Origin of the sequence: Bradyrhizobium sp. CCBAU 53415 (assembly GCF_028128735.1) — a bacterium.
Classification (GTDB): domain Bacteria; phylum Pseudomonadota; class Alphaproteobacteria; order Rhizobiales; family Xanthobacteraceae; genus Bradyrhizobium.
In genome coordinates, this window is the sequence record NZ_LBJF01000026.1 from 455,001 (window position 1) to 479,456 (window position 24,456).

Sequence of the window (24,456 nt, forward strand, 5' to 3'; positions counted from 1 at the left end):
AAGGAGGTGATCCAGCCGCAGGTTCCCCTACGGCTACCTTGTTACGACTTCACCCCAGTCGCTGACCCTACCGTGGCCGGCTGCCTCCCTTGCGGGTTAGCGCACCGTCTTCAGGTAAAACCAACTCCCATGGTGTGACGGGCGGTGTGTACAAGGCCCGGGAACGTATTCACCGTGGCGTGCTGATCCACGATTACTAGCGATTCCAACTTCATGGGCTCGAGTTGCAGAGCCCAATCCGAACTGAGACGGCTTTTTGAGATTTGCGAAGGGTCGCCCCTTAGCATCCCATTGTCACCGCCATTGTAGCACGTGTGTAGCCCAGCCCGTAAGGGCCATGAGGACTTGACGTCATCCCCACCTTCCTCGCGGCTTATCACCGGCAGTCTCCTTAGAGTGCTCAACTAAATGGTAGCAACTAAGGACGGGGGTTGCGCTCGTTGCGGGACTTAACCCAACATCTCACGACACGAGCTGACGACAGCCATGCAGCACCTGTGTTCCAGGCTCCGAAGAGAGGGTCACATCTCTGCGACCGGTCCTGGACATGTCAAGGGCTGGTAAGGTTCTGCGCGTTGCGTCGAATTAAACCACATGCTCCACCGCTTGTGCGGGCCCCCGTCAATTCCTTTGAGTTTTAATCTTGCGACCGTACTCCCCAGGCGGAATGCTTAAAGCGTTAGCTGCGCCACTAGTGAGTAAACCCACTAACGGCTGGCATTCATCGTTTACGGCGTGGACTACCAGGGTATCTAATCCTGTTTGCTCCCCACGCTTTCGTGCCTCAGCGTCAGTATCGGGCCAGTGAGCCGCCTTCGCCACTGGTGTTCTTGCGAATATCTACGAATTTCACCTCTACACTCGCAGTTCCACTCACCTCTCCCGAACTCAAGATCTTCAGTATCAAAGGCAGTTCTGGAGTTGAGCTCCAGGATTTCACCCCTGACTTAAAGACCCGCCTACGCACCCTTTACGCCCAGTGATTCCGAGCAACGCTAGCCCCCTTCGTATTACCGCGGCTGCTGGCACGAAGTTAGCCGGGGCTTATTCTTGCGGTACCGTCATTATCTTCCCGCACAAAAGAGCTTTACAACCCTAGGGCCTTCATCACTCACGCGGCATGGCTGGATCAGGGTTGCCCCCATTGTCCAATATTCCCCACTGCTGCCTCCCGTAGGAGTTTGGGCCGTGTCTCAGTCCCAATGTGGCTGATCATCCTCTCAGACCAGCTACTGATCGTCGCCTTGGTGAGCCATTACCTCACCAACTAGCTAATCAGACGCGGGCCGATCTTTCGGCGATAAATCTTTCCCCGTAAGGGCTTATCCGGTATTAGCACAAGTTTCCCTGTGTTGTTCCGAACCAAAAGGTACGTTCCCACGCGTTACTCACCCGTCTGCCGCTGACGTATTGCTACGCCCGCTCGACTTGCATGTGTTAAGCCTGCCGCCAGCGTTCGCTCTGAGCCAGGATCAAACTCTCAAGTTGGACTTGAACTTTGAACCGGCTGATCACAACGTTTGACGAGGTCCCACCATTGTCGACCGAAATCGACTTGCTGCCCGCGATTCACATCGCTGGCAACGATGGTGTTTCCTTTAAAACGTGTACCGCCGAAGTCTTTCGTCCGGTCTCGATCAGAAAAGCCGAAGCTTTTCAGAAGCGAGACCCGCAAGGACTCCGCCGTCCACGTTTCTCTTTCTTCATCTTCACTTGTCAAACAGCCCGGGACCGTGGAGGCCCCAACCTTCCGGAGTGGAAGGGTTCCGACACCCTTACCGACGATGAATGACTCCAACCGACTGGTGTCGATTGTTGTGTCACTCAACAAGGTGAGGAGCATCAGTGGCGCGTTCGCTCGCCTTGGTCAGTGACCCGGCGGCGCCGCGCTCAGTGGTTGGGGTTATAGGCCCCGCCTTCCGGGCTGTCAACGCCCATCGTCAACAAATCGTCGCACAGTGGATTGTCGTAGAAATTCACACGATTCCAGCGAGTTAGCGAGGCGCTGAATGCGCAGACGGAGGCGACCCGGCAAAAAATCTGAAAAAAAGTTTGGCCCCAGGCGGGCTCCGGAAGGGGCCCGGAGGGGCTCCGGAGACGGCCTGCGGCGCCCTCCCGGGAAGGCCCCTAGCGTCAGGCCGTTCAGGAAACTTTTTCCATACTAGGCGCCGTACTTGAGCCACATTCCCGCGGCGTTCTGGTACAGACAAGCTTGAATCGCAGGGATGCCAGTGGGGGCTGCCGGCGGTTTTCATGGGGTCAGAGGAAGGCGATCTTGCAGATGACGCAGCCTTCCCCGGACATTCGAGAGACATCGAGAGAGCTTTTTCCGCCCTTCTGTTCGTAATTTCGGCCGGCCCGTCGTGGGGCTCCCTGAGCGCGGACAACTGTGCGGCTTGCCTTTTCCCGGTAATCCCCCTTCAAGAGGGCGGCTTGGGAGTGGGTTCGGAGCGGACCTCTTGGGTCGTTGATTGGGGGACTTGAGTGAACCACAGGACGTCACGCGGCGCTTACGGGCGTGAGACCGGGATCATCGATCTCGGCCACGAGCCGCCGCTGTCCGTCGATGGGTCCGAAGCCGCCGTCATCGACCGCCGCCGCGTCTCGGTGCAATGGTTCAGCGGGACAATTCTGACCGGACTCTGCGGCGCGGCCCTGATCGGCGGCGCCGTTTTCGCATCGCTCGACGGCGAGATGACCTTCGCCAAGGTGCCGGAGCGGGTCGAAGGCGCGTTGCGCGGCGCATTCGGCGCCGCCGATCGCGTCGCCACGCTGCACAAGAGCGACCGCCTGCCGCCGCCAAGCGAATCCACGGCCTCGCGCAACGTCATGCGCGTCTCGATGGTCGCCCGCGTCGGCAACCGTGACGTGATGCGGGTGCGCCCCTTCGTCCGGATCGCCGGCAACCTGTCGATGACGACGAGCGACCTCTCGGCGAAGATCCCGCCGTTCAACGCTCAGCGCCTGCTCACCGATGTCGGCTCCGATCCGAAGACGGCGTCCGACGATCCCAACAATCCCGAGGCGGTCGAGCCCGACGCGGAAGTGTCCTTCGTCACCAAGGACCTGTCGCCGGTGCTGCCGAAGGCCAAGATTTCCGCGGTGGTGGCGCTCGACGACATCCTCATGCGGGTCCGCGATGCCGCCAATTGGCGCGGCAATGGTGGCGTGCGCTACGCCTCGCTCGCCAATGCCACCGCCGACATCTCCGGCGCGACCGGCCCCTCCGACATCAGAACCGCCTACGCTGCCGAGGCCTCGCCGTCCGACCCCTATGCCGGCTTCGAGACGCGCGTGGTGCCGGAAAACGTGACGCTGCTGCCCAAGACCAAGGAGCAGATCACCGGCGGCAATCCAAACGGCGAACGCGTCCACATGGTCAAGAAGGGCGACAGCGTCGCCTCGGTGCTGCGCGATCTCGGCGCGACCACCGACGAGATCAAGGCGATCACCGCAACGCTCGGCCCGCGCGGCCGCGACGGCGGCCTCAAGGAGGGCGAAAAGCTCCGCATCCTGATGGCGCCCGCGAACCCCGGCGCCCGCCTCCAGCCCTACCGCGTCGTCGTCGCCAACGAGACCATGGTCGAGGCGATCGCGGCGCTGTCCGACCTCGGCAAATACGTCGCGGTCGACGTCTCGAGCATGAACACCGTCGCCGATGCCGCGGCCAACGCCAGCAGCGAGGACGATGACGACGATGACGGCACTGGCGTGCGGCTCTACCAGAGCATCTACGAGACCGCGATGCGCAACAAGGTGCCGATGCCGGTCATCGAGGACATGATCAAGATCTACTCCTACGACGTCGATTTCCAGCGCAAGGTACAGCCCGGCGATTCCTTCGACGTGTTCTACGCCGGCGAAGACGAGGGCACGACGTCGATCGAAAAGCACGACGTGCTGTTCGCCTCCCTCACCGTCGGTGGCGAGACCAAGAAATACTACCGCTACCAGAGCCCCGACGACGGCGTCGTCGATTACTACGACGAGACCGGCAAGAGCGCGAAGAAGTTCCTGGTCAGAAAGCCGGTCAACAACGCCATCATGCGCTCCGGCTTCGGCGGCCGCCGCCATCCGATCCTGGGCTACGTGAAGATGCACACCGGCGTCGACTGGGCCACCGCCTACGGCACGCCGATCTTCGCCTCCGGCAACGGCGTGATCGAGAAGGCCGGACCCGAGGGCGGCTACGGCAAGTACATCCGCATCAAACATTCCAATGGCTACGAGACCGCCTACGGCCACATGTCCGCCTTCGCCAAGGGCATGGAGCCCGGCAAGAAGGTACGACAGGGCCAGGTCATCGGCTTCGTCGGCTCGTCGGGCCTGTCGACCGGCCCGCACGTCCATTACGAGATCCTGGTCAACGGCCGCTTCGTCGACCCGATGCGCGTGAAGCTGCCGCGCGGCCGTTCGCTCGAGGGCCCGCTGCTCGCAAGCTTCGAGAAGGAGCGCGATCGGCTCGAGGCCATGATGAGCGGCCGCGGCAGCGCCATCGCCCGCATGTCGGACGCCACCGGCGGCCCGCTGCAGGTCACCAACCGGTAAGTCACGAACCGGTAAGGCCCGCAACCGGCCGACATCGGCCGAACATTTTCAAACAGAATTTCAAACGCGGACGCTGCACAGCGAGGCCGCTTGACGGCGTCACAACGTCAAGTTTCGTTTGCCAAAGCCGCGTGAGGAGCGAATACTTTCCAAAAAACGGGAGGTCTCGCCATGAACAACAGGCTCGCCTGCGCAGCCCTGGCCGCTGCGCTTTTCGCCACCACGAGCGCATCGGCCGACAATTGGGAGGTCACGAAGCTCGTCGCAGGCTCGGCATTCCATGGCGTGCACGGGCTCGGCATCGACAAGGCCGGCCATCTGTTCGCCGGCAGCGTCGCCGGCGCGGCGCTCTATGAGGTCGACATCTCAGGCGGTACCGCCAAGGTTGCAATCCCGTCTCCTGTGGGCATGGCCGACGACATCGCGTTCGCGCCTGACGGCACTATGGCCTGGACCGGATTTCTGACCGGCGACCTCTATTCGCGCAAGGGCGACGGCCCGATCAGGAAGCTTGCTTCCGGCCTTCCGGGCATCAACTCGCTCGCCTTCCGCAAGGACGGCAGGCTCTACGCCACCACCGTCTTCCTCGGCGATGCGCTCTACGAGATCGACGTCGCGGGCGTCAAACCGCCGCGCCAGATCATGGAGAAGATGGGCGGCCTCAACGGCTTCGAGTTTGGTCCCGACGACAAGCTCTACGGCCCGCTCTGGTTCAAGGGCCAGGTCGCAAAGGTCGACGTCGACAAGGCCGAGCTCACCGTCGTCGCCGACGGCTTCAAGGTGCCGGCCGCGGTGAACTTCGACTCCAAGGGCAATCTCTTCGTGGTCGACACCGCGCTCGGCCAGCTCGTCCGGGTCGATCCGAAGTCGGGCGCCAAGACCATGGTCGCGCAATTGAAGCCGTCGCTGGATAATCTGGCCATCGACGACAAGGACCGCATCTACGTCTCCAACATGGCCGACAACGGCATCCAGGAGGTCGATCCGGCGACCGGCCAGGCCAGGCAGATCATCATCGGCAAGCTCGCGCTGCCCGGGGGCATCGGCGTCACCTCGGAGAACGGCAAGGACACGATCCACGTCGCCGACGTGTTCGCCTATCGCACGGTGGACGGCGCGACCGGCGAGGTCACCGAGAAGGCGCGCATGCACGCCGCCGGCACCATGCTCGAATATCCAATGAGCGCAACGGCGAGGGGCAACGACGTGGTGCTGTCCAGCTGGTTCACCGGCACCGTGCAGGTGATCGACGCCAAGACCGGCGCGACACGCGAGATGCTGCACGGCTTCAAGGCGCCGCACGATGCGATCGTGCTCGCCGACGGCAGCATCCTGGTGGCCGAGCTCGGCACCAAGTCGCTGGTCAAGGTGAGTGGCGAGCACGGCAAGGACCGCACCACGCTGATCGGCAACCTCGAGGGCCCGGTGGGACTCGTCCGTGGGGCCGGCGGCGAGGTGTATGTCGCCGAAGCCTTCGCCGGCATCGTTTCCAGGATCGACAGCAATGGCGGAAGGACCGTGATCGCCAAGGAGCTGATGATGCCCGAAGGCATCGCGCGCACCAGCGACGGCCAGCTGATCGTGGCGGAGGTCGGGGCCAAGCGGCTGATCGCGATCGCCCTCGAGAGCGGCAAGATCACCGAGATCGCCGCCAATCTCCCGATCGGCCTGACCGGCGCACCCGGCGGCCTGCCGACACATATCCCCACCGGCGTCGCGGTCGGTGCCACGGGCGCGATCTACTTCAGCTCGGATGTGGAGAACGCGATCTACAAGGTGGTGAAAAAGTAGGAGTGCTTGCACGGTCTGCCCCGCGGAACCGGCGCGCCGGTTCCCAGTTAGACGCAAACGGAAGCCGACCAGCAGGAGGATCGCCCATGACGCGCCTCTCACGCGACGATGTCGTCAAGGCCGTGGACCGCGCCGACGACGTCACCATTGCGCAGATCATCGGAACCGGCGCCACCGCCGAGGAGCTCGCCGAAGCCCAGGCCTGGCTCGCCAATGACGAGCCCATGATCAACGATTTGCGGCCGCTGGCGCAGGGACGGGTGCGCGAGCTCGTGGAGATATTGTCCGAGCTGGAAGAGGACGACGAAGAGGTTGGACCGGCCGAGCCCGGCTCCGCGTCCGCCGTCGACTAAAGCGCGATGCGATGAGGATGATGGTCATCGCGCTTAGGATATTGTTCGAGACTGCAAGCCGATCCTCTCCAAACAAAGTTCGCCCCGGAGAAGTGAAACCTCTCCGGGGCGGTTTGTTGCTTTCAGACGGCAGTGCCGCTCAGTTCAGCTTGCGCTTCGACGCCGGCGCTTCGAACTGGGTGATCTCGGCGGTCTGCGGCGCCTTGCCGTTGAAGGTCAGCACGTTGCCTTCGGACGAGATCGCGACGCTGTCGCCGTCCCTGACGTCGCCGGCGAGAATCATCTCGGCGAGCGGATCCTGGAGGTAGCGCTGGATCACCCGCTTCAGCGGCCTTGCGCCATAGGCGGGATCCCAGCCCTTGGCGGCGAGCCAGTCGCGTCCCGCGGCATCGAGCGTCAGCACGATCTTGCGATCGGTCAGCAGCTTCTGCAGCCGCGCGAACTGGATCTCGACGATCCGGCCCATCTCGCTCCGCTGCAGGCGGTGGAACAGGATGATCTCGTCGACGCGGTTGAGGAATTCGGGGCGGAAATGCGCCCGCACCATTCCCATCACCTGCTCGCGCACGGCCGAGGTGTCCTCGCCCTCCGGCTGGTTCACCAGGAATTCCGAACCGAGGTTCGAGGTCATGATGATCAGCGTGTTGCGGAAGTCGACGGTGCGGCCCTGGCCATCGGTCAGGCGGCCGTCGTCGAGCACCTGCAACAGGACGTTGAAGACGTCGGGATGCGCCTTCTCGATCTCGTCGAACAGCACGACCTGGTAGGGCCGGCGCCGCACCGCTTCGGTGAGCGCACCGCCCTCGTCATAGCCGACATAACCCGGAGGCGCGCCGATCAGCCGCGAGACCGAGTGCTTCTCCATGTACTCGGACATGTCGAGGCGGACCATCGCAGTCTCGTCGTTGAACAGGTACTCCGCGAGAGCCTTGGTCAGCTCGGTCTTGCCGACGCCGGTGGGCCCCAGGAACATGAACGAGCCGGTGGGGCGATTCGGGTCCTGCAGGCCCGCGCGCGAGCGGCGCACGGCGGTCGCGACCGCACGCACGGCCTCAGCCTGGCCGACGACGCGCTTGCCGAGCTGCTCCTCCATCTTCAGGAGCTTTTCCTTCTCGCCTTCCAGCATCTTGTCGACGGGCACGCCGGTCCAGCGCGAGACCACCTGCGCGATGTGATTGGCGGTGACCGCCTCCTCCATCATCTCGCCGGAGCCTTCACGCGCCTCGATATCCGCCAGCTGCTTCTCCAGCTCCGGGATCCGGCCATAGGCCAGCTCGCCGGCCTTCTGGAATTCGCCGCGCCGCTGCGCGTTGGCGAGCTCGACACGCAGGCCGTCGAGCTCGGCCTTGAGCTTCTGGGCATCGGAGAGCTTGTTCTTCTCCGCGCTCCAGCGCGCCGTCAGCCCAGCAGACTTCTCCTCGAGCTCGGCAAGGTCCTTCTCCAGGGTCTGAAGCCGGGTCCTGGAGCCGGGATCGCTTTCCTTCTTCAGCGCCTCCTGCTCGATCTTGAGCCGGATGATCTCGCGGTCGAGCGAATCCAGCTCTTCCGGCTTGGAATCGACCTGCATCTTCAGCCGCGCCGCGGCCTCGTCCATGAGGTCGATCGCCTTGTCGGGCAGGAAGCGGTCGGTGATATAGCGGTTGGACAGCGTCGTGGCGGCCACGAGCGCGGAATCGGTGATCCGCACGCCATGGTGCTGCTCGTACTTGTCCTTCAGGCCGCGCAGGATCGAGATGGTGTCCTCGACCGAGGGCTCGCTGACGAAGATCGGCTGGAAGCGCCGCGCCAGCGCGGCGTCCTTCTCGACGTGCTTCTGGTACTCGTCGAGCGTGGTCGCACCGATGCAGTGCAGCTCGCCGCGGGCGAGCGCCGGCTTCAGCAGGTTGGAGGCGTCCATCGCACCGTCGCCCTTGCCGGCGCCGATCAGCGTGTGCATCTCGTCGATGAACAGGATGAAGGTGCCTTCGCTCCCGGTCACTTCCTGGAGCACGGCCTTCAGCCGCTCCTCGAACTCGCCACGGTATTTTGCGCCGGCAATCAGTGCGCCGAGGTCGAGCGAGAGCAGCTTCTTGTCCTTGAGGCTCTCCGGCACGTCGCCGTTGACGATGCGCAGCGCCAACCCTTCTGCGATGGCGGTCTTGCCGACACCGGGCTCGCCGATCAGGACGGGGTTGTTCTTGGTCCGGCGCGAGAGCACCTGGATGGTGCGACGGATCTCCTCGTCGCGGCCGATGACCGGATCGAGCTTGCCGTCGCGCGCGGCCTGAGTCAGGTCGCGGGCATATTTCTTCAGCGCGTCATAGGCGTTCTCGGCGGTCGCGGAGTCGGCGGTCCGCCCCTTGCGCAGCGCCTCGATCGCCGCGTTGAGGTTTTGCGGGGTGACGCCGCCCTTGCTCAGGATCGTGCCGGCCTCGCTGCTCTTCTCCAGGGTGAGGCCGAGCAGCAGCCGCTCGACGGTGACGAAGCTGTCGCCGGCCTTCTCGCCGGCCTTTTCGGCCGCGTCGAAGGTCCGGGCGAGTTCGGGCGCCAGATAGATCTGGCCGGCGCCACCGCCGGACACCTTCGGCACCTTGCCGAGTGCATCCTCGGTCGCCTTCAGGATTGCACGCGAATTGCCGCCAGCGCGGTCGATCAGGCCGGCAGCGAGCCCCTCATTGTCATCCAAGAGGACTTTCAGGAGGTGCAGGGTGGAAAACTGCTGGTGCCCCTCGCGCATCGCGAGCGACTGCGCGGACTGGATGAAGCCCCTGGAGCGTTCGGTATACTTCTCGATATTCATCTTTTCTGTCCCTCGGCCTGCCCTTGGGGCCCTCTAAGGCACCCCAATACGGCATCTTCATTGGGTTTCCGCTTACCGCATTGACGTTTCTCAAGCGGGAACGGTCGTCTTTTGCCGACATTGCCGCCGGCCTGAGGCAGATGTGGGAAGCGGGTTGCGGATGCGAAAGAGGCGAATTCACAAATTCGTGCGCTCGTGGACGGGCTTGGCGCTGGCGGGCCGAATCCCTTAAGTAGCGGCATGACAGCCAGCCACACTGCCGAGATCACCGGCCTCTATCGCTACCCGATCAAGGGCCTGACGCCGGAACGGCTGTCGCGCGCTCCTTTGCGGGTCGGTCGGACCCTGCCAGCCGACCGCCGCTACGCCATCGAGAACGGCCCGAGCGGGTTCGACCCTGAGGCGCCCGAGTGGAAGCCGAAAATCCAGTTTCTGATGCTCGCGCGCAACGAGCGGCTGGCCGAGCTCGACAGCCGGTTCGACGACGCCACCAATCTGCTGACCATCCGCAAGGACGGCCAAATCGTCGCCAGCGGCGATCTCGAGACCACCGCCGGGCGCGCCGCCATTGAGGCCTACTTCAGCGAGAACTTTCAGCCGGAGCTCAAGGGCCCGCCCAAGGTGCTGTCCGGCCGCGACCACAGCTTCTCCGATGTCGCCCGCAAGGTCGTCTCCATCATCAATCTCGGCAGCGTCCACGCCATCGAGACCATGCTCGGCGGCGTCGCCGTGCATCCGCTGCGCTTCCGCGCCAATCTCTACGTCAAGGGCTGGCCGGCCTGGTCAGAGCTCGAGCTCGTCGGCCAGACGCTCGCGATCGGGCAGGCCCGGCTGAAGGTGATCAAGCGCATCGTCCGCTGCCCGGCCACCAATGTCGATCCGGAAACCGCCAAGCGCGATCTCGAAATCCCGCCCACGCTCTCGCGCCATCTCGGCCACATGGATTGCGGCATCTATGCCGAAATCATCGCCGACGGCGAGATCGGCGTCGGCGATGTGGTGGCGGTGGAAGAGCCGAGATTGGTGTGACGGCACTTCGGCTCGACGCACTCCGTCATTGCGAGGAGCCCGCGACAAAATTGCGAGGCAATTTTGCGCTGGCGACGGCGCAATCCAGACTATTCCCGCAGAAGGATTCTGGATTGCTTCGCTTCGCTCGCAATGCCGGCAGCGACGAACCTCAATTCGGCATCACATACGCATAGATCCGGCCGCGCGAGACCGGCGCTTCGCGGACGCGGTTGCCGTTATTGCCGGAGATCATGATCGGATTGCCCTGGGGGTCGATGCCGGTGATGATACCGACATGGCCGCCGCGGCGGCCGCGCGACATCACTGCGATTGCGCCGACCTGCGGGCCGGACACACGCGTGCCGTAACGCGCGAACGAGCTCGCCATGTCGGATCCGGTGCCGCGATGGCCGGTGTGCTCAAGCACCATGTTCATGAAGCGCGCGCACCACAGGCTGCCACGCCCGGTCGGATTGCCGCCGAGATAGCGGCGCGCCTCGGACACGAGGCCTGAGCTCGATCCGCCACTGAAGCCGCCGCTCATGCCAGCACCGCCGGCGTTGGCATTCGGATCATAGCTCGCCTGGGCATTGGCGAAGCCGCTCGCCTGCAACTGCGCCGCGCTGCGCTCGAAGCGCGAGCTGCGTGCATGATGGCGGTGGTGATGATGTCTGGCGTGGTGCACATAAGCGTGCCGCTCTGCGCTATGACGATGATGCGGCCGTGCCGAGGCCGGAGAAACCAGCGCGGCGACCGCCGCGAAGAAGAACGCCAGCGCGACAACACAACGCGACAGGCGGAACGCAAACAACTCAACCATTCTTCATCCTTCGTTACACCCCCACTTCCCGTCGGCACGTGCCGTGACCGACATCCGTCGGGCCGTAAAGCTTCCGGATGTGGCGAGAAAAAGACACCGCGTCGGCGAATAGCTGCGATGATCTTGTGTCGGTGCTGGTCCGATGCTGCCGCATTGCGGACAACAGCGTTAACTGCAATCCTGCAAAGGCGGTTTGAAGAGAGGGAAACGGTTAATGCCCCACGCCACGACCAGGGACGACGTCCGCATCTATTTCGAAGAGGCGGGTCAGGGAACGCCGATACTTTTTCTGCACGAGTTCGCGGCCGACTACACCAATTGGGAGCCGCAGATGCGCTACTTCTCGCGCGGCCATCGCTGCATCACCTATTCGGCGCGCGGCTACACGCCATCGGACGTGCCCGAGGGGGAGGTCTATACCTTCACGCATTTCTACACCGATGCGCTCGCGGTGCTCGATCATCTCGGGATCGATCGCGCCCATCTCGTGGGGCTGTCGATGGGTGCCTACTCCTCGCTTCAGATCGGACTCAACGCGCCGCAGCGCGCATTGTCGATGACGCTCGCCGGCGTCGGCTCCGGCTCGGAGATCGAAAGTCTGGACTCCTGGCGCCAGCAATGCCGCGCCAATGCCGAACAGTTCGAGACATCAGGCTCCGCCGAGGTCGCAAAGGTCACGCGCGAGGCGCCGAGCCGGATTCCCTTCCTGGTGAAAGACCCGCGCGGCCACGCCGATTTCTATGCCGCGCTGGCGCGGCACGACGCCAGGGGTTCGGCGCGCACGATGCGCGGCTTCCAGGGCGGACGTCCCTCGATCTACACGATGACGGACGCGATCGTGAAGGTGGCAACGCCCGCGCTGATCATCTGCGGCGACGAGGATGATCCCTGCATCGGGCCCAGCCTGTTCCTGAAGAAGCACCTGCCGGCCGCGGGCCTCGCGATGTTTCCGAAGTCGGGCCACGTGCTCAATCTCGAGGAGCCCGCGCTGTTCAACGAGACGGTGGAGCGCTTCGTCACGCTGGCGGATGCCGGACGCTGGCCGGTGCGCGATCCGCGGTCGCTGGTGGCGCATTAGTCTGCCTGTCATTCCGGGCGCTCGAAGAGCGAACCCGGAATCTCGAGATTCGCGCACCATAGTTCGGCACTTCGTGCCGCCCCGGAATGACGCCTACGGCGTCATTTCCCGCCGCCCCTGCTCAGCAGAAACACCGCCTGCTCGCCGAACATGTTCCACACCCACCAGGGCAGGTTCAGCGGCACCGGGCGGCCGTAGAGATCGAGCGCGACCGAGCGCTCCATCTTGACGTTGATCTCGTCGCAGAGCTGCACGAAATCCTTGATCGTGCAGAAATGGATGTTGGCGGTGTCGTACCAGGTCGCCGGCAGGTTCTCGGTGCGCGGCATGTGGCCGCCGATCAGGAGCTGGAGCCGCATCTTCCAGAACCCGAAATTCGGAAACGACACGATGGCCCGGCGGCCGATACGCAGAAGATTTTCCAGCACCACGCGCGGCTGCCGCGTCGCCTGCAGCGTCTGCGACAGGATCACGTAGTCGAAGGCGTCGTCCGGATAGTTGACGAGATCGGTGTCGGCATCGCCCTGCACCACCGCAAGCCCCTTGGCGACGCAGCGGTTGACGCCCTCGCGCGACAGCTCGATGCCGCGGCCATCTATGCCGCGGGTCTCCAGCAGCTGAAGCAGATCACCCTCGCCGCAGCCGACGTCGAGCACTTTCGAGCCCGGCTTGACCATCTCGGCCACCAGCAGATGATCGGCGCGAAACTGGCCCGACCTGCCGGTCGCCACGCCATTCAAGGGCAGCACTTCCTGGACAGACATCGCTAGCGGTCCTCGAGGGTGAGCCCGCGGGCCTTGCCTGCCGATTGCAGGAAGGCGCGGGAGATGTCGAAGAATTCGGGCACGTCCAGCAGGAAGGCGTCGTGGCCGCGATCGGTCTCGATCTCGGCGAACGACACCCGCGCGCTGGAGGCGTTCAGCGCGTGCACCAGCGCGCGCGATTCCGAGGTCGGGAACAGCCAGTCGCTGGTGAAGGAGACCACGCAGAAGCGGGTCTGGATCCCCGCAAACGCCTTCGCCAGCACGCCGCCATGGTCGGCGGCGATGTCGAAATAGTCCATCGCGCGCGTCAGATAGAGATAGGAATTGGCGTCGAAGCGCTCGACGAAGGACGAGCCCTGGTAGCGCAGATAGCTCTCGACCTGGAAGTCCGCATCGAACGAGAAGGTCGGCAGATCGCGGTCCTGCATGCGCCGGCCGAACTTGCGATGCAGCGCCGCGTCCGAGAGATAGGTGATGTGCGCCGCCATCCGCGCCACCGCGAGCCCTCGATGCGGATGGATGCCGTGATCGGCATAGCCGCCACCGCGCCAGTCGGGGTCGGCCATCACGGCCTGGCGGCCGAGCTCGTGGAAGGCGATGTTCTGCGCCGAGTGCCGCGTCGCGCAGGCGATCGCCAGCGCGGAGAATACGCGCTCGGGATAGGCCGCGGTCCATTGCAGCACCTGCATGCCGCCCATCGAGCCGCCGACGACGGCAAACAGCGCGTCGATGCCGAGCCGGTCGATCAGCATGGCCTGCGCGCGCACCATGTCGGGGATGGTGATGACAGGAAAATCCAGGCCCCAGACCTTGCCGGTGACGGGATTGATCGACGCCGGCCCGGTCGAGCCCATGCAGCCGCCGATCACGTTGGAGCAGATGATGAAGTAGTGCTTGGGATCAATGGGGCGGCCGGGGCCGACCAGCGTCTCCCACCAGCCCGGCTTGCCGGTGACGGGATGCACATTGGCGACGTGCTGGTCGCCGGTCAGCGCATGGCAGATCAGAACGGCGTTGGAACGATCGGCGTTGAGCTCGCCATAAGTCTGGTAGGCGATCTGGAACGGGGAGAGATCGACGCCGCAATCGAGCCGCAGCGGCTGCTCGGTGCCGAAATGCGCGACCTGCGAGCTCGGATGATCCACCTCGTGCGACCGTTCGTCGGCGCTGATCGCAGGACTCGGTATCGACTTGACGCTACCCATCTCTGACATCGACCTCGTTTGCGACTGGTTGCTAGACCGCGCCGCTGACATCAGGCCATGAAAAACCCGGCCTGAACGATAGGTTCGGCCGGGATCGGAAGCGTCCCCGGCCTGTTTAGCGAGTTTTTTAACGTGGCTGCAAGCCGGCCGGCTCAAATGACCACGGAACGGGCAAAAAGCTACCGTCTTGGGCGGTTTTCGTCAAGTCGCGGCCGGATCGACCAGATTCGCCTCTGTCTCATCGACCAAGAAGGCCGTCATTTCTCTTTGCTTTCGCCGCCCCGACTGCCTAATCAGGACATCCCCCTCGAAACCACCGCAGCCAGATATGTCCCAACGTCCGCCCGCGCCACCATCATTGCAGGAATTGCGCAAGGAGATCGACGCGATCGACGAGGGCATGCATCGCCTCCTGATGCAGCGCGGCGACATCATCGACCGCCTGATCCAGGTGAAGCAGACCCAGGAGGTCGGCTCGGCGTTCCGCCCGGCGCGCGAGGCCGCCATGATGCGCGACCTCGTGCAGCGCCATCGCGGCATCCTGCCACTCGATACGGTCGAGAGCATCTGGCGCGTCATCATCTCGACGTTCACCTATGTGCAGGCGCCGTTCTCCGTGCATGCCGACATCTCCGTGAGCGAGCCGGCGATGCGTGATTCCGCGCGCTTTCATTTTGGTTTTACGGTGCCTTACGTCGCGCATTTCAGCGCGCAGGCCGCAGTCGAAGCGGTGGCGAAATCCAAGGGCGACCTGGCGCTGGTCTCGGCGACCTCCAGCCGCACGCCGTGGTGGCTGGAGCTGGAAGCAAACGGCGCGCCCAAGATCATCGCGCGGCTGCCCTTCGTCGAGCGCGCCGATCATCCGGCTGCACTGCCGGTGTTCGCGATCTCGCGCGTCGCCGACAGCGCCCTGGTGACGGAGGTCGAGACCTTCAGCGTGCGCGTCTCCGGGTGGAACGCGGAGGTCGCACGCGCCCTGTCGCCGCTCGCCGAGATCGTGGCGGTGCCGGATACCGCCTTCGATGGCGCGGCGCTGCTGGTCTCGGTCACCAGCGCGACCAGCATCGACAAAATCAGGGCTGCCCTGATCGAGGCGGGGGCCTCGGTGCGCTCCACGGCCCTCGTCGGCAGCCATGCAACGCGCTATACGGTGCCCCCGACCGGGCCGAAATCGTAAATCGCGCGCCTCGCCCCGCCACTTTCGGAGTTGAAGATGTCCCGCCCCGTGCCGAATCCCGGCATTCTCGAGATTGCGCCCTACACCCCCGGCAAGAGCCCGGTGCCGGAGCCGGGCCGCAAGGTATTCAAGCTCTCGGCCAACGAGACGCCGTTCGGGCCCTCGCCCAAGGCGATCGAGGCATTCAAGCGCGTGGCGGATCATCTGGAGGACTATCCGGAAGGCACATCGCGCGTGCTGCGCGAGGCGATCGGCCGCGCCTTCGGGCTCGACCCCAACCGCATCATCTGCGGCGCCGGCTCGGACGAGATCCTCAATCTGCTCGCGCACACCTATCTCAGCCACGGCGACGAGGCGATCTCCACCACGCACGGCTTCCTGGTCTATCCGATCGCGACCATGGCGGTCGGCGCCAGGAACGTCATCGCGCAAGAGACCAACCTCACCTGCGACGTCGACGCCATCCTCAAGGCGGTGACGCCGAAGACGAAGCTGGTCTGGCTCGCAAACCCCAACAACCCGACCGGCACCTACATCCCGTTCGACGAGGTCAAGCGCCTGCGGGCCGGCCTGCCCTCGCACGTGCTGCTGGTGCTCGATGCCGCCTATTCCGACTACGTCTCGCGCAACGATTACGAGATGGGGATCGAGCTCGTCGCCACCACCGAGAACACGGTGGTGACGCACACCTTCTCCAAGATCCACGGCCTCGCCGCGCTGCGCATCGGCTGGATGTTCGGTCCCGAGCACATCATCGATGCCGTCAACCGCATCCGCGGCCCCTTCAACGTGTCGACGCCGGCGATGTACGCTGCGGTCGCCGCGATCGAGGACACCGCGCATCAGGCGATGTCGAAGCAGTTCACCGAGACCTGGCGCAACTGGCTCACCGAGGAAATCGGCAAGCTCGGGCTGAAGGTGACGCCGAGCGTCGCCAATTTCGTGCTGATCCACTTCCCGACCGAGAAGGGCAAGACCGCCGATGACGCCGACGCCTTCCTCACCAGGCGCGGCCTCGTGCTGCGCGGCCTGAAGAACTACGGCCTGCCGCATTCGCTGCGCATGACCATCGGCACCGAGGAGGCCAATCGCCTTGTGGTCGACGCCTTGCGCGACTTCATGGCCGGCAAATGAGCGCGCAGGCGCACTTCCAGCGCGTCGCGCTGATCGGCTTCGGCCTGATCGGCGGCTCGATCGCGCGCGCTGCGAAGCTCCAGGGCCTGGCCGGCGAGATCGTCACCACCGCGCGCTCGGAGAAGACGCGCGCGCGCGTCGCCGAACTCGGCATCGTCGATGAGGTGGTGGCGACCAATGCCGAAGCGGTGAAGGATGCCGATCTCGTCATCCTCTGCATTCCCGTCGGCGCCTGCGGACTGGTAGCGCAGGAGATTGCCGCGCATCTGAAGCCGGGCGCGATCATCTCCGACGTCGGCTCGGTCAAGGGCGCCGTGGTCAGGGACATGGCGCCGCATCTGCCGAAATCGGTTCATTTCGTGCCGGCGCACCCCGTGGCGGGCACCGAGCATTCGGGGCCGGATTCGGGTTTCGCCGAGCTCTTCATCAACCGCTGGTGCATCCTGACCCCGCCCGAAGGCGTCGACGCCGCGGCGACCGATCGCCTGCGCGCATTCTGGGCGGCGATGGGCGCCAAGGTCGAGGTCATGACGCCGGATCATCATGATCTCGTGCTCGCGATCACCAGCCACCTGCCGCATCTGATCGCCTACACCATCGTCGGCACCGCCGACGAGCTGGCGCAGGTGACGGAATCCGAGGTGATCAAGTTCTCCGCCGGCGGTTTCCGCGATTTCACCCGCATCGCAGCCTCCGATCCGACGATGTGGCGCGACGTGTTCCTCGCCAACAAGGAGGCCGTGCTGGAGATGCTCGGCACCTTCACCGAGGACCTCGCCAAGCTCACCCGCGCGATCCGCCGCGGCGACGGCGAGGCGCTGTTCGATCACTTCACCCGCACCCGCGCCATTCGCCGCGGCATCGTCGAGATCGGCCAGGATTCGGCGGCGCCGGATTTCGGCCGGCCCCATGCGGCGCTGAAGAAGCCGTAGCGGACAGTCCCGTAGCCTGGATGAGCGCAGCGACATCCGGGACGGTCCCCGCATATCGCTTCGCTCATGCGGGCTACGGGATCCAACTAATACAGCGGCGGGATCTGGCCGACCTTGACCGGGCCGAGCAGCACGGCGCCGTCGACGAACTTCAGCGGGAAGCTTCTCGCCTTCTTGCCCTCGAGCGTGCTCTCGGTGCCGATCGAATTGATGCCGGCGGCAACGCCCGCATTGGCGTTCTGCTTGATGACCTTGCCGAGGCCCGGAACGGCGCGGTCGAGCGCGCCGAACAGATTGTTGAGATCCTGCGACTTCACGCCCGGCGCGACGCGGTCGAGTGTTGCCTGCGGCACGCCCTCCTCCAGCATCTTCTCGATGCCGAGTGCCGGGATCACGCGCTCGAGACCCGTTACCGTCATCTGCAACTCGCCGTCGAGCCGGCCATTGGCCGAGAGACCGAGCGTGCCGGCCGCAACCGCGATCATCTCGCCCTGCTGGATCCGCGACTGCACGATCTCGATATGGCCGCCGGCGGCCTGGATCTCGCGGAAGCGCTGCGGCCAGGGTTTTGGCGTGAGGTCGGAGAGGCCGGTGACCTTCGCGCGCGTGTCCGCCTCGAACGGCTCGGCGAGCAGGGGATGAACGCCCTGGATGCTGCCCTGCGCGACATGGACCACGGTCTCGATCACGGGGTGATCGGGCAGCGATCCCTCGGCGAGGCGGCCGTGCAGCTCGATCTGCTTGGCGCGCGCGAGCGGCACCTGCACGCTGCCGTCGACACGGTTGAGGGCGGGGTCGTCGAACACGATGGAGGCGCGATCCGGCACGGCCGGCAGACCGGCCACGCTGGCGCGGCCCTTGCTCCAGTTCACCACGAAGGTATTTTGCGTGACCCCGTCGGTCAGCGTCGCTGGCGCGGAGAACTCGGCGATGACGCGCTTGGGATCATAGACCTGGGCGACGACCAGAATGTTGTCGAGCTTCGCCGTAAACGGCGTCTTGCTCGCGTTCTGCGACACCAAGGCGACGCTGGCGCCGGAACACTGGACCTCGAAGCGGAATGGGAAGCCCGCGATCGAGCGCTTGGCGCAATCATAGATGCGGCCGGCTTTCGCCTCCTGCGCCCGCCAGGCGTCTGCGGCGATTTCGGCCTGCGACGCCGCGTAGAACCAGAAACCGCTCCACGCGACCGCGAGGATCAGGACGAGAACGGGTGCGATGAAAAGGCCCCAACGGGAGCGGCGGCCTGCGGCAACGGTCATATTGGACATGCGGCGACCCTTTGATCCCGGATTTTGGCAAATGTAAGCGGGGACGGCCTGCGACGAAAGGCGGAGAATTCGCTTCGCTTCGGACCATGGTTCTGGTAGCCGTGCCCGAAATGTCCGAAATCACCGTCCCCTCCGTCTCCACTGCCAAGGGCGACCTCTGGGTGTTCGGCTACGGCTCGCTGATGTGGCGGCCGGGCTTCGACTTCGAGGAACGCGTCCCGGCGCGACTGGTCGGCGAGCATCGCGCGCTCTGCGTCTATTCCTTCGTCCATCGCGGCACGCCGGAGAAGCCCGGCCTGGTGCTCGGCCTCGATCGCGGCGGTGCCTGCCGCGGCATCGCTTTTCGCGTCGCGGAGAATAACCGTGCGGACGTCGTCGCCTACTTGCGCGCACGCGAGCAGGTCACGTCGGTCTATCGCGAGGTGATGCGCTCGGTGTGGCTGGAGAACGATGCGCGCCAGCGCGTCTCCGCCCTCGCTTATGTCGTCGACCGCGGCCATGCGCAATATGCCGGCCGGCTGTCGCTCGCCGAGCAGCACCGCCATGTCGTCCAGGGCCACGGCCAGTCCGGCGCCAACCGCGATTACGTGACCGCAACTGTGAAAGCGATCGAGGCCGAAGGCTTTCGCGACACACAGCTGCATCAGCTCGTATTGATGCTGCATGGTGATGCGCATTCGCTGCACGCCGCGGCTCCGAACGAAAACCGCGAAAGTCGCTAGCCGCCGGTCGGCGCGTAGCTCGGCGCCGAGCCGATCAATTGCTCCTGCTCCTTGCGGCCGGCTTCGACGAGGCGGCCGGTCGCGTCTTCGATCGCGGCTTGCACGCGGGAGAGAAACTCGTCCTTCGGCAGTCCCGGCGGCAACGGTTCGAGAAACTCCACCACCAGCGTGCCGGGATAGCGCATGAAGGTGCGGCGCGGCCAGAACAGGCCGGAATTGAGCGCGACGGGCAGGCACGGCACGCCACAGGACGAGTAGATCTGCGCAAAGCCGGTCTTGTAGTCGGGCGGCGCGCCGGGAGCACGGCGCGTGCCTTCCGGAAAGATCACGAGCTGGCCGCCGCTTCGTACCGCCTCGCGCGCCCGCCGCGTCATGTCCAGCAGCGCCTTCACACCGGCATTGCGGTCGATTGCGATCATCCCGGTCTTGACCAGGAACTGGCCGAACACCGGGATCTGCATGAGCTGGCGCTTGAGGATGAAGATCGGCCGGTTGAAGAAGCCCGGCAGCACGAACGTCTCCCAGAACGACTGGTGCTTTGCCACGATCAGCAGCGGTCCTTCCGGGATCTTCTCGACGCCGCGGAATTCCACCTTGATGTTGCAGACGACGCGCATCAGGAACAGCGTTGCCCTGGCCCACCATTCCGCCACCGTCAGCATGGCGCGCGGCGGCAATGCGAAGGTCGGCAGCGCCACGATCGCCAGACAGACCAGCACGGCGTAGAACAGCACGTTGAACACGAGCGAGCGCAGAAAAATTGGGAACATCGACGGTCCGATCAATTGCCGGTCAATTGGCCTGGGCGGTGGCGGGCCGCTTCGGCTGTTGACCTGCAGGCTGCTCCGACACTTCGGGCCAAAGGTCAATCCCGAAATCCTCCAGCCGCACCCTGAGCTCGGCCGCGATGTACTTGACATATTCCGACAGGAGTAGCCGCAGCGTCGAGCCCGAGGTCCACCACGGCTCCTCGCGCCATTTGTCGCCGACCACCGCGAACGGGATCAGCGTCGTCCGTGGCATCGCATGCGAGAATTCCACCAGCGCGCGCGGCATGTGGTAGTTGGAGGTGACCACGATGAGCGAGCTGAACCGCCGTCCCTCGGCCCAGCGTCGCGCCTCCGCCGCGTTGCCGCGGGTCGAGAGCGCGGTGCGGTCGAGGTCGACGCAACAGGTCATGAAGGACTGGTTCTCCGGCAAGGTCCGGGAGATGTCGCTCGCCCTCGAGGTCGGATGCACGCCGGAGATCAGGAGCCGCCTGCCATAGCCGGCAGCGAGCAACTCCATCGCGTCCGACACCCGCGAGGAACCGCCGGTCAGCACCACGATTCCGTCCGCCCTGCGGTCGGGCACCATTTCGGCGCCGCGCAATTGCGACAGGAAGGCTACGAAGCCCGCCGCCGCGCCGACGAAGGCAAGCGCGATCGTCGACACGATTGTCGCGCGCAGCCAGCCGTGCGGCAGTTTCGGCGATCGATCGTCGGTCGGCGAGGTCATGCGATGTCAGTGATCCGTTCCCTGAAGCGATTTTAAGACGTTTTGAGGCGAAGTGGAGTCCTGCGAATGGCTGCTCGGTCACCTTCTCCCCCTTGTAACGGGAGAAGGGAGGAAAAGAACTCAATCAACGTCATTCAATGTCGCGAACAGCGTCTGGCGTGAGGCCACCGCGGTGATGCCGCCGATCAGCACGGCCTGGACCGCGAGCACGATGTAGCCGGATGGCCGCAGCGAGAAGGTGCCGAGCAGCGCGGCGAACTGGTCGCCGACGGGCGTGCCGGAAAACCAGCCTGCGATCGACTCGGAGAAGCCGAACACCAGCATGGCGGCGCCGCCGCCGATCACGCCGCCCTCCAGGCCTAGCCTGAGGAAATGACGCAGGAAGTGATTGGCGATGTAGCGATCGCCGGCGCCGACGAAATGCAGGACCTCGACGATCGGACGGTTCGCCGCCATGGCGCCGCGGGTCGCGAACGAAACCGAGATGATGGTTGCGATGATGACGAGCGCGAGAATGCCGAGGCCTGCCAGCACGATCGCGTTCGTCATCGAGCGCATGCGCTCGATCCAGGCGCGGTGATCGTCCACGCTGGCGCCCGGCGCGACCTGCGTCACCCGCGCGCGCAAGGCGCCGAGATCGAGCGGCGTGCCCGGCTGCACGCGCGCGATGATCATGCGCGGCACCGGCAAATCGTCCATCGACAGGCCGGTGCCGAGCCAGGGCTCGAGCAGCTTGCCGCTCTCCTCCTTGCTGAACGGCTTGACCTCGACGATGCCGTCCTGCGTGCGCATCGCCTCCGTCACCGCTGCGGTGTCGCGCTCGAGATCACGGCCGGCCTGCGGACGAACCTGGATGGTGATTTCGCTCGCGACATCCGACTGCCATTCGGCGGCGGAGGCACTCACCAACAGCACCGTGCCCGTGGCCATCGAGGCGAGGAAGCTCATGATGGCGACGACGGCGACCAGCGCTCTGCCGTGGATCGAGGCGCGCGGCACGATCGGCGACATGTTGCGCGCCTTGGCCGGAAGCTGCGGACGCTCCTGTCCGAGGTCGACCAGCACGCCGCGCTCGTCGGTCCTACTCATAGACGTGCAGCCGTCCCTGGTGCAGCACCAGCCGCCGTGCTTCGTACTGGTCCATCAGGCCGATGTCGTGGGTGGCGATGATGACGGCGGTGCCTGATTTGTTGAGCTCGATGAAGAGCCGCAGCAGGCGGCGACCGAGCGTCGGGTCGACGCTGCCGGTCGGCTCGTCCGCGAGCAGCAGCTGCGGCCGCGAGATCACGGCGCGCGCGATCGCAGCGCGCTGCTTCTCTCCGCCCGACAGGATCGGCGGCAGCGCGTCCATGCGGTCACCGAGCCCGACCCAGCGCAGGAGGTCGATCACCTCCTTGCGGTAGCTCGACTCGTTGCGGCCCATGACGCGGAACGGCAGCGCGACGTTCTCATAGGTCGTCATGTGGTCGAGCAACCGGAAATCCTGGAGGACGATGCCGATTCGCTTGCGCAGGTCCGCGATCTCGTCCTTGCCGAGCTGCGAAATGTCGTGGCCGAACAGATTGACGAGGCCCCGCGTCGGCCGATGCGACAGAAACAGCAGGCGCAGCAGGGAGGTCTTGCCGGCGCCGGACGGTCCGGTGAGAAACTGGAAGGAATGCGCCGGGATCTGGAAGCTGAGATCGCGCAGGATCTCCGGCCCCAGGCCGTAACGCAATCCGACATTTTCGAACCGAACCAAGCTCAGCTCCGTTCGAGAGGGGGCGCGGGTCGCACTGCGGCGCTCCGCCATGCGCGATCAATGGGTTTTGCCGCCGTTATGGTTTCCGGTTCGTTAACGGTCGCCCTGTAGCATAAGGGGCGCCCGGTTCTACGCGACCGCGGCATCGCCAAGATCAGTCCAAGACCTTCGTTCATGCATATCAAGGCTCGTCCATGCATATCGTCTGCCCCCATTGTATGACATCCTACGCCATCAAGCTCGCGAGCCTCGGGGCGAATGGACGGGCGGTCCGCTGCTCCCGCTGCAAGGAGACCTGGATCGCCCATGCCGAGGATGCCATCGAGGAGGCGTCCGTTCCGGCCATGGCCACGACCAGCCAGGCCGTGGACCAGTCCGACCTCGCCGAGCAATGGAACTCCTATGCGAGGGACGACGGCGCCGTTGACGCGCCCGTCGTCGACAGCCCGTCGATCGCCAGCGACTGGCCCGAGGAAGAGGCCAAGGAAACCGAGGATGAGTGGTCAGCGGCGGCCCGGCAGGTCGAGGAGGAGGCGGCCGGCGCGCAGCACCAGTCCTGGTTCCGCGGCCTGTTCCGGCGCCGCGGCGCGCGGGTGAGTCGCCCGGTCGCCGCCACGGCTCCACGCAAATCCCATTTCGGCCTGCCGACCGCCTGCGCCGCGATGGGCGCGCTGGTACTGGCACTCGTGATCTGGCGCGGCGACGTGGTGCGGCTCCTGCCCCAGACGGCGGCGTTCTACAAAATGGCCGGGCTCGAAGTGAACCTGCGGGGCCTCGCCTTCAAGGACGTCAAGCTCTCCAGCGAGACCGTGGACGGTAAGCAGGTGCTGGTGATCGAGGGCGTGATCGTCGGCGAGGGCAAGAAGCCGCTCGACATCCCGCGGCTGCGCTTTGCCGTGCGCGACGCCCAGGGCGCGGAAATCTATGCGTGGAATTCGGTGCTGGAACAGACGGTGCTGCGGCCCGGCGAGCGCGCCTTCTTCCGCTCGCGTCTTGCCTCGCCGCCGCCGGAGGGCCGCAACATCGACGTTCGTTTCTTCAACCGGCGCGATATTGCCGGCGGCAGCGTATAATTGCAGGGGAGGTTGATCCCAAGGTTGGTCTGATGCCGAAAATCCTGATTGCCGACGACGAGGACTCGATGCGCACGCTCGTGGCGCGCGCCATCGCCATGGACGGCCACGAGACCGTCACCGCCCAGGACGGCGCCGAGGCGCTGGAGATCCTGGCTCGCGAGGACGGCGCCTTCGACCTGTTGCTCACCGACATCCAGATGCCGGTCATGGACGGCATCGCGCTGGCGCTTTCGGCCGCGCGCGATTTCCCTGATCTCACCATTTTGCTGATGACCGGCTTCGCCGACCAGCGCGAGCGCGCCTCGAACCTGAATGCGCTGGTGCATGATGTCGTGACCAAGCCTTTCTCGGTCGCGGATATCCGCACGGCGGTCGCCGATGCGCTGGCAGCGAAGAAAGGGTAGCAGCGGCGGCCGAACATTCCCCTGTCATGCCCCGGCTCGACCAGGCTTGACCGGGGCATCCAGTACGCCGCGGCGGAGAGATTATCGGCCGGTGCGAAACTCGCGATGACAATGTTGAGGCAGTGCGCGCCGAAGCGATGGTCTCGTGCCCCG

Annotated in this window: 21 protein-coding genes, 1 rRNA gene and 1 riboswitch (1 of these 23 cut by a window edge); of the genes, 12 read left to right on the top strand and 10 right to left on the bottom strand. The window is 65.0% G+C overall.

What is annotated here, in order from left to right:
• Window positions 1-1,488, bottom strand: a 16S ribosomal RNA gene (locus tag XH87_RS26240) (it extends 1 nt beyond the left edge of the window).
• A 10-nt stretch (window positions 1,489-1,498) separates the two neighbouring features.
• Between XH87_RS26240 and XH87_RS26245 the strand changes: the two genes are divergently transcribed.
• The 4 genes from XH87_RS26245 (at window position 1,499) to XH87_RS26260 (ending at window position 6,692) form a co-directional block, all read left to right on the top strand.
• Complete coding sequence (locus tag XH87_RS26245; RefSeq protein WP_157460990.1) at window positions 1,499-1,792, top strand: hypothetical protein; 294 nt, start codon at window positions 1,499-1,501, stop codon at window positions 1,790-1,792.
• A gap of 692 nt (window positions 1,793-2,484) precedes the next feature.
• Window positions 2,485-4,548: a M23 family metallopeptidase gene (locus XH87_RS26250; protein WP_271589463.1), complete on the top strand. Its 2,064-nt coding sequence runs from the start codon at window positions 2,485-2,487 to the stop codon at window positions 4,546-4,548.
• 171 nt (window positions 4,549-4,719) lie between these two features.
• Window positions 4,720-6,339: a hypothetical protein gene (locus XH87_RS26255; protein ID WP_271589464.1), complete on the top strand. Its 1,620-nt coding sequence runs from the start codon at window positions 4,720-4,722 to the stop codon at window positions 6,337-6,339.
• Window positions 6,340-6,425: 86 nt separating this feature from the next.
• Complete coding sequence (locus XH87_RS26260) at window positions 6,426-6,692, top strand: hypothetical protein (RefSeq protein WP_035707193.1); 267 nt, start codon at window positions 6,426-6,428, stop codon at window positions 6,690-6,692.
• Between the two features lie 139 nt (window positions 6,693-6,831).
• On the opposite strand, the gene clpB is transcribed toward XH87_RS26260, so the two are convergent.
• On the bottom strand, window positions 6,832-9,471 hold the full coding sequence (gene clpB / locus XH87_RS26265; protein WP_158669590.1) for an ATP-dependent chaperone ClpB: 2,640 nt from the start codon (window positions 9,469-9,471) through the stop codon (window positions 6,832-6,834).
• Between the two features lie 240 nt (window positions 9,472-9,711).
• On the opposite strand from clpB, the gene XH87_RS26270 reads away from it, so the two are divergent.
• Window positions 9,712-10,500 carry an MOSC domain-containing protein gene (locus XH87_RS26270; RefSeq protein WP_271589465.1) on the top strand — a complete coding sequence of 263 codons (789 nt, stop codon included), beginning with the start codon at window positions 9,712-9,714 and terminating at the stop codon, window positions 10,498-10,500.
• Window positions 10,501-10,651: 151 nt separating this feature from the next.
• On the opposite strand, the gene XH87_RS26275 is transcribed toward XH87_RS26270, so the two are convergent.
• Window positions 10,652-11,302 (bottom strand): TIGR02594 family protein, encoded by a 651-nt coding sequence (locus XH87_RS26275; RefSeq protein ID WP_271589466.1) that lies wholly within the window; start codon window positions 11,300-11,302, stop codon window positions 10,652-10,654.
• Window positions 11,303-11,516: 214 nt separating this feature from the next.
• On the opposite strand from XH87_RS26275, the gene XH87_RS26280 reads away from it, so the two are divergent.
• Window positions 11,517-12,380 carry an alpha/beta fold hydrolase gene (locus XH87_RS26280; RefSeq protein ID WP_271589467.1) on the top strand — a complete coding sequence of 288 codons (864 nt, stop codon included), beginning with the start codon at window positions 11,517-11,519 and terminating at the stop codon, window positions 12,378-12,380.
• Between the two features lie 101 nt (window positions 12,381-12,481).
• On the opposite strand, the gene metW is transcribed toward XH87_RS26280, so the two are convergent.
• Window positions 12,482-13,144 (bottom strand): methionine biosynthesis protein MetW, encoded by a 663-nt coding sequence (gene metW, locus XH87_RS26285; RefSeq protein ID WP_035707206.1) that lies wholly within the window; start codon window positions 13,142-13,144, stop codon window positions 12,482-12,484.
• 2 nt (window positions 13,145-13,146) lie between these two features.
• On the bottom strand, window positions 13,147-14,349 hold the full coding sequence (gene metX / locus XH87_RS26290; RefSeq protein WP_271589468.1) for a homoserine O-acetyltransferase MetX: 1,203 nt from the start codon (window positions 14,347-14,349) through the stop codon (window positions 13,147-13,149).
• A gap of 94 nt (window positions 14,350-14,443) precedes the next feature.
• Window positions 14,444-14,523: riboswitch (SAM riboswitch) on the bottom strand.
• A gap of 154 nt (window positions 14,524-14,677) precedes the next feature.
• On the opposite strand from metX, the gene XH87_RS26295 reads away from it, so the two are divergent.
• The 3 genes from XH87_RS26295 to XH87_RS26305 are packed head-to-tail and all read left to right on the top strand — an operon-like array spanning window position 14,678 to window position 17,592.
• Window positions 14,678-15,526 carry a chorismate mutase gene (locus tag XH87_RS26295; RefSeq protein ID WP_271589469.1) on the top strand — a complete coding sequence of 283 codons (849 nt, stop codon included), beginning with the start codon at window positions 14,678-14,680 and terminating at the stop codon, window positions 15,524-15,526.
• Between the two features lie 36 nt (window positions 15,527-15,562).
• The gene (gene hisC, locus XH87_RS26300) at window positions 15,563-16,660 is read left to right on the top strand and encodes a histidinol-phosphate transaminase (RefSeq protein WP_035707232.1); all 1,098 of its coding nucleotides are present in this window, start codon (window positions 15,563-15,565) and stop codon (window positions 16,658-16,660) included.
• Window positions 16,657-17,592 carry a prephenate/arogenate dehydrogenase family protein gene (locus tag XH87_RS26305; protein WP_271589470.1) on the top strand — a complete coding sequence of 312 codons (936 nt, stop codon included), beginning with the start codon at window positions 16,657-16,659 and terminating at the stop codon, window positions 17,590-17,592. The genes hisC and XH87_RS26305 overlap by 4 nt, the downstream gene beginning before the upstream one ends.
• A gap of 86 nt (window positions 17,593-17,678) precedes the next feature.
• Here the strand turns inward: XH87_RS26305 and XH87_RS26310 are convergent, their stop codons facing one another.
• Entirely contained in the window at window positions 17,679-18,863 is a 1,185-nt protein-coding gene (locus XH87_RS26310; protein WP_271589471.1) for a DUF2125 domain-containing protein, read from the bottom strand.
• A gap of 110 nt (window positions 18,864-18,973) precedes the next feature.
• On the opposite strand from XH87_RS26310, the gene XH87_RS26315 reads away from it, so the two are divergent.
• A complete protein-coding gene (locus tag XH87_RS26315) occupies window positions 18,974-19,585 on the top strand; it encodes a gamma-glutamylcyclotransferase (protein WP_035707234.1) in 612 nt (203 codons plus the stop codon).
• Here the strand turns inward: XH87_RS26315 and XH87_RS26320 are convergent.
• From XH87_RS26320 to ftsE, 4 genes are all read right to left on the bottom strand, one after another.
• Window positions 19,582-20,355: a lysophospholipid acyltransferase family protein gene (locus XH87_RS26320; protein ID WP_271589472.1), complete on the bottom strand. Its 774-nt coding sequence runs from the start codon at window positions 20,353-20,355 to the stop codon at window positions 19,582-19,584. The genes XH87_RS26315 and XH87_RS26320 overlap by 4 nt on opposite strands.
• A gap of 22 nt (window positions 20,356-20,377) precedes the next feature.
• Window positions 20,378-21,082 (bottom strand): YdcF family protein, encoded by a 705-nt coding sequence (locus XH87_RS26325; RefSeq protein ID WP_035707223.1) that lies wholly within the window; start codon window positions 21,080-21,082, stop codon window positions 20,378-20,380.
• Window positions 21,083-21,202: 120 nt separating this feature from the next.
• Complete coding sequence (locus tag XH87_RS26330; protein WP_271589473.1) at window positions 21,203-22,171, bottom strand: cell division protein FtsX; 969 nt, start codon at window positions 22,169-22,171, stop codon at window positions 21,203-21,205.
• Entirely contained in the window at window positions 22,164-22,823 is a 660-nt protein-coding gene (gene ftsE, locus XH87_RS26335; protein WP_158669248.1) for a cell division ATP-binding protein FtsE, read from the bottom strand. Before ftsE ends, XH87_RS26330 begins: the two co-directional genes overlap by 8 nt.
• Before the next feature lie 194 nt (window positions 22,824-23,017).
• On the opposite strand from ftsE, the gene XH87_RS26340 reads away from it, so the two are divergent.
• Together XH87_RS26340 and XH87_RS26345 are read left to right on the top strand one after the other, a co-directional pair.
• Window positions 23,018-23,896, top strand: a complete 879-nt coding sequence (locus XH87_RS26340) for an MJ0042-type zinc finger domain-containing protein (protein WP_271589474.1) — start codon at window positions 23,018-23,020, stop codon at window positions 23,894-23,896.
• Window positions 23,897-23,928: 32 nt separating this feature from the next.
• Window positions 23,929-24,303, top strand: a complete 375-nt coding sequence (locus tag XH87_RS26345; protein WP_035707240.1) for a response regulator — start codon at window positions 23,929-23,931, stop codon at window positions 24,301-24,303.
• The last annotated feature ends 153 nt before the right edge of the window (window positions 24,304-24,456 follow it).

What these genes read in the sequence shown, in the direction of transcription:
- XH87_RS26280 (WP_271589467.1), top strand. Translation starts at nt 11,517, where the DNA reads ATGCCCCACGCCACGACCAGGGACGACGTCCGCATCTATTTCGAAGAG.
- hisC (WP_035707232.1), top strand. Translation starts at nt 15,563, where the DNA reads ATGTCCCGCCCCGTGCCGAATCCCGGCATTCTCGAGATTGCGCCCTAC.
- XH87_RS26295 (WP_271589469.1), top strand. Translation starts at nt 14,678, where the DNA reads ATGTCCCAACGTCCGCCCGCGCCACCATCATTGCAGGAATTGCGCAAG.
- XH87_RS26255 (WP_271589464.1), top strand. Translation starts at nt 4,720, where the DNA reads ATGAACAACAGGCTCGCCTGCGCAGCCCTGGCCGCTGCGCTTTTCGCC.
- XH87_RS26320 (WP_271589472.1), bottom strand. Translation starts at nt 20,355, where the DNA reads ATGTTCCCAATTTTTCTGCGCTCGCTCGTGTTCAACGTGCTGTTCTAC.
- XH87_RS26340 (WP_271589474.1), top strand. Translation starts at nt 23,018, where the DNA reads ATGCATATCGTCTGCCCCCATTGTATGACATCCTACGCCATCAAGCTC.
- metX (WP_271589468.1), bottom strand. Translation starts at nt 14,349, where the DNA reads ATGGGTAGCGTCAAGTCGATACCGAGTCCTGCGATCAGCGCCGACGAA.
- XH87_RS26305 (WP_271589470.1), top strand. Translation starts at nt 16,657, where the DNA reads ATGAGCGCGCAGGCGCACTTCCAGCGCGTCGCGCTGATCGGCTTCGGC.
- clpB (WP_158669590.1), bottom strand. Translation starts at nt 9,471, where the DNA reads ATGAATATCGAGAAGTATACCGAACGCTCCAGGGGCTTCATCCAGTCC.
- XH87_RS26275 (WP_271589466.1), bottom strand. Translation starts at nt 11,302, where the DNA reads ATGGTTGAGTTGTTTGCGTTCCGCCTGTCGCGTTGTGTTGTCGCGCTG.
- metW (WP_035707206.1), bottom strand. Translation starts at nt 13,144, where the DNA reads ATGTCTGTCCAGGAAGTGCTGCCCTTGAATGGCGTGGCGACCGGCAGG.
- XH87_RS26345 (WP_035707240.1), top strand. Translation starts at nt 23,929, where the DNA reads ATGCCGAAAATCCTGATTGCCGACGACGAGGACTCGATGCGCACGCTC.
- XH87_RS26260 (WP_035707193.1), top strand. Translation starts at nt 6,426, where the DNA reads ATGACGCGCCTCTCACGCGACGATGTCGTCAAGGCCGTGGACCGCGCC.
- XH87_RS26325 (WP_035707223.1), bottom strand. Translation starts at nt 21,082, where the DNA reads ATGACCTCGCCGACCGACGATCGATCGCCGAAACTGCCGCACGGCTGG.
- XH87_RS26310 (WP_271589471.1), bottom strand. Translation starts at nt 18,863, where the DNA reads ATGTCCAATATGACCGTTGCCGCAGGCCGCCGCTCCCGTTGGGGCCTT.
- XH87_RS26330 (WP_271589473.1), bottom strand. Translation starts at nt 22,171, where the DNA reads ATGAGTAGGACCGACGAGCGCGGCGTGCTGGTCGACCTCGGACAGGAG.
- XH87_RS26315 (WP_035707234.1), top strand. Translation starts at nt 18,974, where the DNA reads ATGTCCGAAATCACCGTCCCCTCCGTCTCCACTGCCAAGGGCGACCTC.
- XH87_RS26270 (WP_271589465.1), top strand. Translation starts at nt 9,712, where the DNA reads ATGACAGCCAGCCACACTGCCGAGATCACCGGCCTCTATCGCTACCCG.